This window comes from Streptomyces sp. N50 (assembly GCF_033335955.1).
Taxonomy (GTDB): domain Bacteria; phylum Actinomycetota; class Actinomycetes; order Streptomycetales; family Streptomycetaceae; genus Streptomyces.
Genome location: NZ_CP137549.1, coordinates 7,491,882 through 7,504,309, shown reverse-complemented (window position 1 = coordinate 7,504,309; position 12,428 = coordinate 7,491,882). Strand labels below are relative to the sequence as shown.

The window sequence follows — 12,428 nt, the reverse complement described above, 5'->3', positions numbered from 1 at the left end:
AGCCTGAGAGTCAACTCTCAGATCTTCTACGCCAGTTGATGGTGGCGTGCCTCAAGCCGGCTGCGGCGTCAGACGCTTGTGGCCCTTCCTGTCGTAGTACTGGACCATCGCGAAGCCGAAGAGCAGGCCGATCGCCGCACCGACCCCGATCATGGTCCACGCGCGCGTGAGTCCCGCGTCGCCGCGGGCGTCGAAGTAGAGGATCGCCCGTACTCCGTCGCTGAGTTGGCGCATGGGCTCGAAGTGGGAGAGGAAGCGGTAGAAGCCGGGGACGGCCTGGAGGGGGACCGTCGCGCCGGAGGAGGGGAGGCCCAGGACGATGAACACGAACATGGAGACCAGCTGGCCGATCCCGCCGAACGCGGCGTTGATGGCCTGGACGCCGAGGCCGACGGCGAGGGCGGCGCAGTAGGAGTAGATCCACAGGAGCGGGATGTGGGTCGCGTCCATGCCGAGGATGCTGACGCTGGCGAGCATGATCAGGGAGACGCTGAGGAGGGTGATGCCGGCCGTCATGACCATCTTCAGGAGCAGGGTCTGGGTGCGGTTGATGGGGACGGTGGGGCGGCGGGTGTGCCAGGGGCCGATCTCGTTGTCGGCGTAGCCGAGGCCGGTGTCGACGCCGTTGCTGATGACGTTGCCCCCCATGAAACCGGCCAGGACCAGCAGCAGGGTGTAGTAGAAGGCGGTCAGGCCGATGCCGCTGTTGCCGCCGATGGGGTGGCCGACCTGGGTGGTGACGGCGACGGGGTCGGCGAGCAACAGCTTTGTCGTGGAGTCGGGCTTCGCCGAAGCGGCTGCCGCCGTGAGCTGCTTGCCGATGGTCAGGGATGCCTGCTGGGCCGCGGTCGTGGAGATCTTGCTGGCGAGGGACGAGCCGAGGCTCCCCTTGCCGGGGTTGGTCAGCACGGTGATGGTCGGGCGGGCGGTGGCGTTCGTGGTGGTCAGCGCGGCGACGGAGTTCGTGAAGTCGGCGGGGATGACCAGGGCGCCGTAGATCTTGCCCGCGTCGAGTTCGTCCTGCGCCTGAGCCCGCGTGAGCTGGCGCCAACCGGCCGCGCGGCTACCGGAGTTGGTCACGATGGAGTGGGCGATCTGGGTGCCCAGGTTCTGCTGCTGCCCGGTGAGCGGCTTGCCGGTGTCGCTGTTGACGAGGGCGATGGGCAGGTCGCGCAGTTCGCGGTTGGGGTTGACGATGCCGCCCATGTAGAGGAGGGACAGCAGGAATGCGAGCAGGGCGGTGAGCACGGTGGGAATGAGCCACAGTTTGGGGCGGCCGAGGAGTGCGGTGGCGCGGAGGCCGGTGGGGGCAGGGGTACCGGTGGGGGCGGGGGTGCCGGAGTCGTCGTCCATGGTGGGAAGTCTGCTGCCGGAGTCCGGTGCCGGGCGTGGTGAAACGCGCCGGGCGCCCCTCTTGTTATTGGCTATTGTCCTAGGGGCTCCAGTCGTCGCAGGTCAGAGGAGAGGTGGTGGGCCGTGGCGCGCGCGGGACTGACCGCCGACCGTGTCGTGGCGGCCGCCGCCGATCTCGCCGACGAGGTCGGTTTCGAGAACGTCAGCCTGTCCGCGCTGGCCCGCGGCTTCGGCGTGAAGGACGCGAGCCTGTACTCGCACGTCCGGAACCTCCAGGACCTGCGCACCCGGGTCGCGTTCCTCGCGGGCGGCGAACTGATCGACCGGATCGCCGTCGCGGTGGCCGGCCGCGCGGGCCGGGACGCGCTGGGCGCCTTCGCGGACGCGTACCGGGCGTACGCCCTGGAGCACCCGGGCCGGTACGCGGCGACCCAGATCCGCGTCGACCAGTCCCTGATCGCCGACTCCCCCGCCCTGCGCCGCACCGCCGAGATCACCTACGGCATGCTGCGCGCGTACGGCCTGGAGGAACCCGATCTCACCGACGCCGTACGGCTGTTGAGGAGTACGTTCCACGGTTTCTGCGCGCTGGAGTCGACTGGTGGGTTCGGCGCGCCGCGGGATGTGCGGCGGTCGTGGGAGCGTGCGGTGGATGCCCTGCACGTGGCGCTGACGCACTGGCCGCGCGGGGCTCAAGTGGGCTGACGGAGAAGGTGGTTCCGGTCCGCGCCCCAGCTGTATCGCTGACCACTTAGACTGGAAACTTCGCGAACGTCACGTGCCACCCAGGGGGAGGGAGCGCGCCTTGTCTCAACAACAGCTGGGACGCGGTCCCTTGAGGGCGCCGGGGCCGCCCGGTCCGGCGAGTCCCGGAGCGAGCCCGCCGACCCGTTTCGTGAGCTGGCTCGGCCGGTTCGGGTGCGTGGCCGCCGGATACGCGGTGTTCCAGTTCCTGTTCGGCGTGCTGCCCGACTCGATCGACGGCGAGGCGGCCAAGTATCTGATCTCCGGGCTGAGCGGGTTCGCCACGGCCGGGATGACCTGGCTGGCGGCGGCCCTGCTCCGCGCCCGCACGGCCGGACCCGCACCGCTCACCGCGCCCGCTCCCCTCTCCTCGAACGCCCCCGGCCCCCTGCCGCACGTGTTCACTTCGGCCTACGACACTCTCGCCGCCCAGGTCGCCGTGGTGGACGACCCGGTGCGCGGCCGTCTCGTCGGCTGGCCGCACTCCCTCCAGGAGGTGGACGGCCCGGCCCGCCCGACCTCCCTGGCCACGGCGTACGGCCTGCACATCGTGCTGGACCTGGGCGTGCCGGACGGACGCCTGCACACCGCCGATCTCGTCGACACCCTGTGGCGGCTACGGCTGCAGGGCGGCGGCTGGTCGGCCCGTTCGCAGGGGTCCGTGGCCCGCCCGGAGGTCACCGCGATGGTGCTGGGCGCCCTGGCCCGCGCGGGGGCCTCGCGGGAGCGGCTGGCCGACGAGGTGGCGCGCTGCGAGGCGGGCTTCACCCGTGAACTCGACGGTACGGGACGGGCGTTGACCCATGTCGTCACCACCGTGATGCGGGGGCTGCTGCGCGCGGCACCGGACGCGCCGACGCTGCCCGTGCTGCGCGGCGCCCTGATCGACGGCGCGCTCTCCGATCCCCAGCGCCAGCACCGCCGCTGCTGGAGCCACCGGCTCTCCCCGCTGCCCTGGGTCGGCCACCCCGCCCAGCCCTCCGCCGTGCACACCGCGCAGGCCGTGGTCGCCCTGGACCGGGCGGCCCGGGTACTGGGCGAGGGGCCCGTGGAGCGTTCGGCGCGCGAGGACGGGGTGCGCTGGCTGCTGGCCTGCCCGGCGACCGCGCACGACAGCTGCGCCGACCTGGCGAACCTGCGCGAGGAGGTGCGCCGACGCCACCCGGACGACTCCTCGCACCACGAGGTGCTGAACGTCCGGCATTTCACGGCGAGTTGGATCCTGCGGGCGCTACTGACCCCGGGCGCCCAGGAGATCGCGCGGGAGGACGGCGTCGAGGACGCCTGGCGGGAGCGGCTGGACGGCGCGGCGGCCGCGGTGTGGGCGGCGCAGACCGACGGCATCTGGTCCTGGAGCCGGGACGGGGCCGCGTTCACCACGACCGAGGAAATGCGCCAGCCCATCTGGATGACCTATCAAGGTCTTTCGGCGCTGCGCGCGTATGCCGTATGGATGTACCAGCCGGACGCTCGGACGAGGCCGGTGTGAGCCGGAGTTGGGGAGTGAGTGCATGGGTGGTCGGCAGATCCTGGCGGCGCGACGGCTGCTGACGGAGACGCTGGACGGCGACCTGTCCGACCACGACACGGTGACCGCGGCCCGTGCGGCCGTCGCCGAACTGGGCTCCCCCGACCGCCTGTTGGAGCTGATCGCCGAACTCGCCTCCGGCGCGGGCGATCCCGAGGCCTGCGCCGAGCTGTCGTACCGTCATGTCCTGGGCTTCGACAAGCTGTTGCTGATCGACGGCGGCCCCCGCCACATGCTGCGCGCGCACTTCTGGCATCCCGGCGCGAAGGCGATCGGCGCGGAGGACATCCACAACCACCGTTCCCCGCTCGCCTCTTACGTGGTCCGGGGCCGACTCACCATGGAGCTGTACGAGGCGCGGGACGACGGCGGGATCACGGCGGACCGGTATGAGGAGTCACTGGCCGAGGGCAGCGCCGACTGGCGGCTGCGGCCGACGGGACCGGCACGGCTGCGGCTCACGCACACGGGCCAGTACGCGGCGGGCAGCGCCTACGCCCTCCCCGCGCACACCCTGCACCGGGCCTGGTGCGACACGGACGTACCGACCGTGACGCTGTTCCTGGAGACGGGGGCCGGACGGCGGCGGCACACCGATGTGTTCACGGCAGCGGGCCCGCATCCGGGCGCGGTGCCGAAGGTGCCGCTCCAAGTACCGGAGTATCTGGGCGCGTTGAACAATCTGGCGGAGTCGCTCAGAAGTTCGTGAGGGCCGCTCAGAAAATCGTGAGGGCCTGGCGTACGACGTCCAGGTTGTACGCGTCGATGTCGATACCGGCACGGTCGAGTCCGGACGGCGGGAGCCAGAGATACGCCTGGTCGGGCTCGGGGAGGGTGATCTCCCAAGTGAGCGGCCTGACCAGGAAGTTGTCCTGCCAGTTCTTGATCTCGCGGCCGCGGTACTCGCTCACGAAGGACGACTCGCCGATCTTGCGGACGATCTCGCCGAGGAGCCCGGTCTCTTCCTTCAGCTCCCGCAGCGCGCCGTCCTCGGACCGCTCGTCCGGCTCCAGCTTCCCGCACGGCACGCCCCACACCCGCGGCAGGAATCTCTCGGTCGCGCTCCGGCGCACCAGAAGTACGCGTCCGTCGTCGTCCATCACGACGGCCGCAGCCAGTCGCTTGTCGCCGGGGTCCATGGCCATGGTTCCTCGGTCCCTCGCCGGTGCTGAGTCCAAAGGGTCTGATACCCAGGAAGGCCTCCAACGTACCAGGATCGGCCTGTCCCGGCTGTGGAGCCGGTCTCACCCCGGACGCCTCCCCCTGTCGGCCCCCTACCGACCTCCGCATATTTCGTGCGGCGCGACGGCAACCTCCCCCGCACGGGCGGCGACTTGGGGACATGACCAACGCAAGACGCACCACCGCGCACCGTCGCCGCTCCCCCCGCCGCATCGCCCGCAAGCCGCTCGCGGGCTCGCTCGCCGTTGCGGCCCTGCTCGGCGGTGCGTGGTACGCGACCGCGGCGACGGGCAGCGGCGGCTCGACCGCGGCCGGGACGTCCACGTCCGCCTCCCCGTCCACCAGCGCCTCGGCATCCCCCGAGGCCGCCGCCCACAGCTCCACGGCCGCCTCCGGCACGGCGACCGCGTCCACCTCCGCCTCCGCCTCCGCGAAGGCGACCCCGAAGGCCGTCACCGCCGCCAAGGCCGCGACCGGCACGCTCTCCCCGACCAGCACCACCGTGGCGCTCGCCGCCAAGTTCCCCTACCTGACGGCCGGTTACAACAACACCCGCGAATGGACCCGTACGACCACGGCCGTGGCCCCGAACGGAACCCTGCGGGTGGCCTGGCCCGCCGCCGACGGCGTCCACGTGACCCCGCTGAACGCCGCCGGACTCCGCTCGGGCGCCGACACGGTCGTCAAGGGCGCCAAGGAGGTGGGCGGTCTGGTCGCGCACAACGACGGGTTCGCGCTGCTCACCCGAGTCGCCGACACGAACAAGTGGAAGGAGACGGCCGCCGCGATCGTCCGCTACACCAACGGCAAGCAGACCTTCGCCACCAAGCTCACCGGCACCGCCTCCAACGACACCTCGCCGGATCTCGACGGCCAACTCACCTGGAACGGCACCAAGTACGGCGCGTACTTCGTCGTGCACGGCGCGGGCGGTTTCGCGGACGGCCATTTCGGCGACAAGTTGGCGTACATCAGCGCCAAGGGCGCCAAGCTGAGCGGTGGTTGGAGCTGGGGCTGCAGCCACAACGAGGGCATCGCGCTGCACGCGGAGACCTCCGGCGCCTTCACCTCGCTCTGCTTCGACGACTGGCGCTCGGGCCTGTTCGTCTCCAGCGGGATCGGCGCCCCGGACGTCGCACCGGTCGTGCAGCGCGAACAGTGCTGGGCAGGGTACTGCGGTGGTACCTTCCCCAGCCGCACCGGTGACCTGGTGAAGTCGGCGAGCGGACGCTACGCCACCGCCTTCGCCTCCCGGGGTGCCGCCTCGGCCAAGAAGAACGCCGCCGACTCCAGCGGACGCGGCTGGACGGTCACCCCCAAGACGAGCACGCACCAGGTCGCCGTCGCCTTCATGGCGAACCGCAACTCCGGCCCCGGCAAGGCGATTTACCTCACCAGCGCGACCGGCACCGAGAACGTCAACGTGCACGTCGCGCCGTACGGCAAGGACCGCCTCCTCGTCTCCTGGGAGTCCTTGAAGGGTGCCAAGTGCAACGCCGGAACCTGCACCGGCACCTTCACGGGCACCCACCTGCGTCTCATCGACTGGAACGGCAAGGCCCAGGGCGCGGACAAGGTGGTGACCGCCCGGATCAGCGGCGACATAGCGGTCCTGAAGAACGGCACCCTGACCTGGGCCTACGCCCCGGTGACCCCGACCTATTCGACCCCGCTCAACGGGGCGTCACCGACCACGACGACTCTCCGGATCGCCCGGCTGACTCCGTGAACCGGAACGCCACCCGCTTGCCGCCGGCCCACTGAACGGAGACACCGTGATCCCCGTCGACCTCCACGGACACCAGTTCCGCGAGGGGACGGGGGTCCGGCTCCCCGGTGAGCCGGGCCAGGGCGACGAACAGGGTCGGCCCGTCACCAACCTCGCCCTCGCCGTCCAACAGGCCGTGCAGGGAGACGAGTTCGGCGCGCAGCCCTTCCTCCGCCGACCAGCCCGTGACCCGAACCGGCGTCCCCGGCTCCGCGCCCACCACCAGATGCGCCCGCACCTCCACCGCGCCCTCGGCCACCACCAGGCTGACCACCCGGGCCCCGGAGGACGCCGTGTGCCGGGAAGCCACCCACCCCTCCCCCACCCCCAACGGCACGATCTCCGTACGGCTCGGATCACCCCCGACGATCACGCTGTTGTCGTACGACGCGGAGGGCTCCGTCATCGTCGAGTAGCCGAGGCGTGTGTAGTACGGGTCGTAGCGGACGTCCTCGCTGCCGTGGTTGTGGAGGCGGACCAGACCGTCCGAACTGGTCGACTGGAGGAGCCAGTTGGCGGGGGCGACCGGCGTCACCGCGTCCGCCCGCTCAGCCGGGCCGGGCTCCTCGACAGCCGTCCACACCTCGTGGTCCGGCGGGAGGAGCAGGCCGAGGAATCCCTTGCTGGCCCAGTACGGGGACGCGGGGCCCGAATAGCCTTGCAGGACAGCCTCGTTGGGGCCGTGCCAGCCCAGACTCAGCAGCCCCCGGTCGTCCACCGCCCCGCGCTCCAGGAAGTACTTCAGCGCGCCCGACGCCAGCCGTCGCGTCTCCCCCGGCGACAGCGGCGTACGGCCCGTAAGCGCCCCCAGCCACAGCGGAGCCGTAGTCGCGAAGCGGTACGTCAGCGATCTGCCCTGGTGCATCGGCGCGCCGTCCCCGCCGAACAGGCGGGCGTAGTCGGCGAGATGGCGTTCCAGGCGGCCGCCGTAGAGGTCGAGGAGTCGGGGGTCGTCGGCGAGCCAGGCGTGCAGGACCGGGTAGAGGTGCATCGCCCAGCCGTTGTAGTAGTCGAACTTGCGGCCGTCGCCGTCGGTGTACCAGCCGTCGCCGACGTACCAGTCCTCGATGCGGGACAGGCCCCGGTCGACGGCCTTGCGGGAGGCGTCGGGCTCGTAGTCGATCTCCTGGAGGAAGCCGCCCACCGTGACGGGGAACAACTCCCAGTTGCAGGGCCAGGGTTCGGCGGTGAGGGCGTCGGCGAGCCAGGCTGCCGCGCGCTGCCGTACGGGCTCGTCGAGGCGGTCCCAGAGGAGGGGGCGGGTCAGGCGCAGGGCGAGGGCGATGGAGGCCGCCTCGACCAACGGCTGGCTGCGGTCCTCGATGGTCGGCCAGACGCCCGCCACGCCTGCCGCCAGGCCGTCCGCGTAGCGCTCCAGAGCCGTCTCGTCGCGGCGGAAGGCGGCCAGCAGCAGGGTGCGGGCGTAGCCCTCCAGGCCGTCGGAGAGCCTGCCGGACCAGCTCGTGTGGGTGCCGGGGAGGTGGTAGAGCGCGCGGTCCTCGGTCGCGTACGGCTCCACCGCCGCGAGGAGGGAGTCGGCGGCCGTCTCCCAGTGGGCCCGGGTGTAGCCGGTGCGGGGGCTCAACACGCGGTCGTCGGCAGGGAGTCGCATCGGCTCGCTTTCACACGCACGGCGGGAGAGTGGAACCTGGGGCGCCCCGGTTCCGGTCGGAACGCCCCAGGGGTCTTTCGGGTCTCACCCCACTCGTACCCGGTCCTCCGGCAGCAGATGCCGGGCGACGAGTGCGTCGCGGACCAGGCCCGCGTACACGGTGGCCCCGTGCGCGGAAGTATGCGTGTTGTCCTTCTTCTCGTTGTAGAGGTAGAGGGCCTTGGAGCCTTCCACTCCCAGCGATTCCACCAGCGCCTTGGTCTGCGCCGTGAGGTCGATCAGCGTTACCCCCTCGGTCGCGGCGACCGAGCGGATGACGCCCGGCAGGTCCACGCCGAGTCCGTTCACCAGCAGCGCGATGTCGTTGTTCAGTGTGCCGTCGGCATTGAACCAGCGTCGGACGATCGGTGTCACGAGCACCGGACGTCCTCCTCTGTCACGGATACCCGCTATCAGGGTTTCCAAATTCGCGCGGTACGTGGCCTCGTCGGTCGTCTTGTCGTTGTGGGCCAGTTGAACGAGGACCAGGTCTCCGGGATGGATCAGCGGCTCAACTGTCGCCCACAGCAAAGGATTCTCCAGGTACGTGACCGTACTCTCCCCGGAATCCGCATAGTTGGCGACGGAGACGCCCTTGCGGAGGAACTGCGGGAGCTGTTGGCCCCAGCCGGAGTACGGGTCGCCCGGTTGGTCGCAGACCGTGGAGTCGCCGATCAGGATGATCTGGCGGGCGTGATGGGCGGGCTTGACCCTGATGTCGGCAAGGGCGGGTGCCGTGCCGCCGAGGGCGAGGTCGAGGCCCGGGGTGCCGTCGGGGCCGGTCGGTTCGCCTTCTGGCGTACGGACGTTGACCGTGAAGCTGCGGGTCACCGTGCGGCCGGCGACGGTGGGCGTCTCGGGGAGCAGGGAGCGCCGGGTCTCGCCGGTGATGGCCGTACTCGCGGCCGTCGCCCCACCGAGACGGACCGTGACGTCGTAGGTGCCGGGCGGGACGTCGAAGTGGCAGGCGGTGGCGGTGCAGTTGGCGAGGCCGAGCGGGGGTGTGCGGTCGTGCGCCTGGGCGGGTGCGGTCGACAAGGCGGTGCTCAGGGTCAGTGCGGCCAGCAGGGCGGTGTTGAAACGTCTCATGCGTGGCTCCTCCGTCCGACGACAAGGCCTGGCGGAGGACCGTACCGCTCTGGACAAGCGCTTTCTAGTCCTGCGGCAGATTTCGCGTCATCACCAACTCCAAGGCTGCGAAAGCCCTTTCGCGAAATCGATTCAACTGCCACCCTCCAAGCACCCGCACCCCCACCTCCCGAAGGAGGCACCCCCATGTCCGGCTCTGTGAACAGACCGGTTCGCCGCCGCACCTTCGTCCTCGGCGCAGCGGCCACGGCCGGTTCGGCGGCGCTCGCCGGGCCGCTCGCCGAGACCGCGTCCGCCGCGAGTTTCGGCTACACCGACGACGGCTCGAACTACGTCGTCGACACCGGCGCGAGCCTGGTCTTCAAGGTCAGCAAGACGAACGGCGACCTGACCTCGCTGGTCTACAAGGGCACCGAGTACCAGGGCTACGGCGGCATGAACTCGCATGTCGAGTCCGGCCTCGGCGCCTCGACGGTGACGATCGCGCAGTCCGGGACGACGATCCTGATCTCCGTCACGCACGGCACGCTGAAGCACTACTACGCGGCCCGCAGCGGCGAGAACAACGTCTACCTGTGGACCAACAAGGCCGACACCTCGGTCAGCGCGACCCGCTACATCGTGCGCGTCAAGGCCGGCATGTTCCTCAACGACGAGCCGGATTCCTACACTTACGCGCCGACCACCATCGAGTCCGCCGACGTCTTCGCGAAGTCCGACGGCCAGACCCGCTCCAAGCACTACTCGAAGAAGCGGGTCATCGACTACGACTACGTCGGCTGGACCACCGGCAGCGTCGGCCTGTGGGTCGTGCGCAGCAACCACGAGAAGGCGTCCGGCGGCCCGTTCTACCGCTCCCTGCTGCGCCACCAGAGCGCGGACGGGGGCGGGTTGTACGAGATCCTGTACTACGGCGAGAACCAGACGGAGGCGCAGCGCTTCGGTCTCCAGGGCCCGTACGTCATCGCCCTCACGGACGGCGGCGCGCCCTCCTCGTCCCTGTACCACGCCAACCTGACCACCTCGTGGGCCGATTCGCTCGGCATCTCCGGCTATACGGCGGCGAGTTCGCGGGGCCGGGTCGCGGGTGTGGGCATCACCGGGCGGGACACGGCGTACGCGTACACGGTCGGGCTCGCCAACTCGGCCGCCCAGTACTGGGGTTCGGCGCGGGCCTCGGACGGCTACTTCTCGATCCCGGGGGTGCTGCCGGGGACGTACACGCTGACCGTGTTCAAGGGTGAACTCGCCGTCTACACAGGCTCGGTGGCGGTCACGGCGGGCGGGACGACGACGCTGAACAGCATCGCGATCCCGTCCTCGAACGACCCGTCCAACGCGAGCGCGATCTGGCGGATCGGCAACTGGGACGGTTCGCCGAGCGGGTTCAAGAACGCGGACCTGATGACGTACGCGCACCCCTCGGACGTACGGGCCGCGTCCTGGACCGGCAACGTCGTCGTCGGCAGCGGGACGGAGACCTCGGCGTTCCCCTGCTATCTGTGGAAGGACGTCAACAGCGGCATCATCGTGTACTTCAAGCTGACGGCCGCCCAGTTGGCCGCCGCGCACACGCTGCGCATCGGGGTGACGACGGCGTACGCGAACGGCCGTCCGCAGGTCGTCGTCAACGACACCTGGACCTCGGCCGTCCCCTCGCCGCCGACCCAGCCGAGCACCCGGTCGCTGACCGTGGGCTCGTACCGGGGCAACAACAACACGTTCACGTACAGCGTTCCGGCGTCGGCCTGGCTGACGGACGCCAGCGCGTACAACACGCTGAAGATCTATGTGGCGAGCGGCTCGGGGACGACGTCGTTCCTGAGCGCGGGCACGTCGATCGACGCGATCGATCTGCTGGCCTGAGCGCTCCGCTGGAAGTGCCGCGAAATGCCGTCGATCGTGTGCGGCGCCATCGTGGCTGGTCGCGCAGTTCCCCGCGCCCCTTCCGGGCGCTGCCGAACCCCAGCTGACTTCGACCAGCGTGCTGAGGGGCGGCAACTCCCGGGCGGGGCACGGCGACTTGAAGGCATGACAGAGCCGAACACGCACCGCCGCTCCCCCGCCCGGCGTCGAGCCGCCGCCGTGGCGACCGGTACCGCGGCCGCCCTCGGGCTGGTCGCGGTGTCGCTGGTGACCCAGGCGCGGGCCGCCACCGTCATCACCGTCGCCAAGGACGGTTCGGGCCGCTTCACCACCGTGCAGGCCGCCGTGAACGCGGCCGCCGCCGGGGACACCATCTCCGTAGCGAAGGGCACGTACACCGAGATCGTCAACGTGCCTGTCGCCAAAACGGGGTTGACCATCCAGGGCGCCACCGGCAACGCCGAGGACGTCGTCATCACCTATGACCGGGCCGCCGGTTACACCGACGCCAGTGGCAACAAGTACGGGACGCTGGGCAGTTCGGTGGCGACCTTCTCGGCGAGCGGGCTGACCGTCACCGGGATCACCGTCCAGAACACGTTCGACAAGTCCGCCCACCCCGAGATCACGGACACCCAGGCCGTCGCGATCACCGCGCAGGGCGACCGGCAGACATTCACCAACGACCGGTTCATCAGCCGCCAGGACACGGTCCTCAACTGGTCGCCGTCGTCCACCGGTCAGTACCGGCAGTACTTCTACTCGTCGTTCATCTCCGGCGACGTCGACTTCATCTTCGGCAACGCCACCGCCGTCTACGACCGGGTCACCATCCAGCTGCGCAACTCGGGCGCCGCGGCGGGCGGCCTCAACGGCTTCCTCTCCGCGCCCAACACCAGCTCCGCGAAGACCTACGGCATCCTCGTCACCGGCAGCTCGATCACCAGCTCCGCCGCTGCCAACACGTACTACCTGGGCCGCCCTTGGCACCCGTCGGCGGACGCGGTGGGTCAACTGGTCGTCCGCCAGACCTCGTTGCCCGCCGCCGTGAAGGTCGCCGGGCCCTGGACGGACATGAGCGGGTACTCCTGGAAGAACGCCCGCTTCTTCGAGTACAGGAACACCGGCGCGGGCGCCACGGTGAACTCCAACCGCCCGCAGCTCACCGACTCCCAGGCCGCGAGCTACACGGCCCAGAAGTACCTGGCGGGTACGGACGGTTGGAACCCGGTCCGGTAACCGTGCGC

At 70.4% G+C, this 12,428-nt stretch carries 10 protein-coding genes; 6 read left to right on the top strand and 4 right to left on the bottom strand.

Features of this window, described 5'->3' with window-relative positions:
* Positions 1-51 precede the first annotated feature (51 nt).
* Positions 52-1,353 carry a YhgE/Pip domain-containing protein gene (locus R2B38_RS33485; RefSeq protein ID WP_318019554.1) on the bottom strand — a complete coding sequence of 434 codons (1,302 nt, stop codon included), beginning with the start codon at positions 1,351-1,353 and terminating at the stop codon, positions 52-54.
* Positions 1,354-1,476: 123 nt separating this feature from the next.
* Here R2B38_RS33485 and R2B38_RS33480 point away from each other — a divergent pair, with 123 nt between their 5' ends.
* The 3 genes from R2B38_RS33480 (at position 1,477) to R2B38_RS33470 (ending at position 4,334) form a co-directional block, all read left to right on the top strand.
* Positions 1,477-2,058, top strand: coding sequence for a TetR-like C-terminal domain-containing protein (locus R2B38_RS33480; protein WP_318019553.1), 582 nt, complete (start codon positions 1,477-1,479; stop codon positions 2,056-2,058).
* A gap of 100 nt (positions 2,059-2,158) precedes the next feature.
* The gene (locus R2B38_RS33475; protein WP_318019552.1) at positions 2,159-3,586 is read left to right on the top strand and encodes a hypothetical protein; all 1,428 of its coding nucleotides are present in this window, start codon (positions 2,159-2,161) and stop codon (positions 3,584-3,586) included.
* Positions 3,587-3,608: 22 nt separating this feature from the next.
* On the top strand, positions 3,609-4,334 hold the full coding sequence (locus tag R2B38_RS33470; protein ID WP_318019551.1) for a hypothetical protein: 726 nt from the start codon (positions 3,609-3,611) through the stop codon (positions 4,332-4,334).
* 7 nt (positions 4,335-4,341) lie between these two features.
* On the opposite strand, the gene R2B38_RS33465 is transcribed toward R2B38_RS33470, so the two are convergent.
* Positions 4,342-4,764 carry an NUDIX hydrolase gene (locus R2B38_RS33465; RefSeq protein ID WP_318021857.1) on the bottom strand — a complete coding sequence of 141 codons (423 nt, stop codon included), beginning with the start codon at positions 4,762-4,764 and terminating at the stop codon, positions 4,342-4,344.
* A gap of 203 nt (positions 4,765-4,967) precedes the next feature.
* Here R2B38_RS33465 and R2B38_RS33460 point away from each other — a divergent pair, with 203 nt between their 5' ends.
* Entirely contained in the window at positions 4,968-6,536 is a 1,569-nt protein-coding gene (locus R2B38_RS33460) for a hypothetical protein (protein ID WP_318019550.1), read from the top strand.
* Here R2B38_RS33460 and R2B38_RS33455 read toward each other — a convergent pair.
* Together R2B38_RS33455 and R2B38_RS33450 are read right to left on the bottom strand one after the other, a co-directional pair.
* Positions 6,481-8,187, bottom strand: coding sequence for a DUF2264 domain-containing protein (locus tag R2B38_RS33455; RefSeq protein WP_318019549.1), 1,707 nt, complete (start codon positions 8,185-8,187; stop codon positions 6,481-6,483). The two genes, R2B38_RS33460 and R2B38_RS33455, sit on opposite strands and share 56 nt — an antisense overlap.
* Positions 8,188-8,271: 84 nt before the next feature.
* Entirely contained in the window at positions 8,272-9,315 is a 1,044-nt protein-coding gene (locus tag R2B38_RS33450; RefSeq protein WP_318019548.1) for a rhamnogalacturonan acetylesterase, read from the bottom strand.
* A 186-nt stretch (positions 9,316-9,501) separates the two neighbouring features.
* Here R2B38_RS33450 and R2B38_RS33445 point away from each other — a divergent pair, with 186 nt between their 5' ends.
* Both R2B38_RS33445 and R2B38_RS33440 read left to right on the top strand, forming a co-directional pair.
* Positions 9,502-11,181, top strand: a complete 1,680-nt coding sequence (locus R2B38_RS33445) for a rhamnogalacturonan lyase B N-terminal domain-containing protein (RefSeq protein WP_318019547.1) — start codon at positions 9,502-9,504, stop codon at positions 11,179-11,181.
* A gap of 165 nt (positions 11,182-11,346) precedes the next feature.
* Complete coding sequence (locus R2B38_RS33440; protein ID WP_318019546.1) at positions 11,347-12,420, top strand: pectinesterase family protein; 1,074 nt, start codon at positions 11,347-11,349, stop codon at positions 12,418-12,420.
* Positions 12,421-12,428 lie beyond the last annotated feature (8 nt).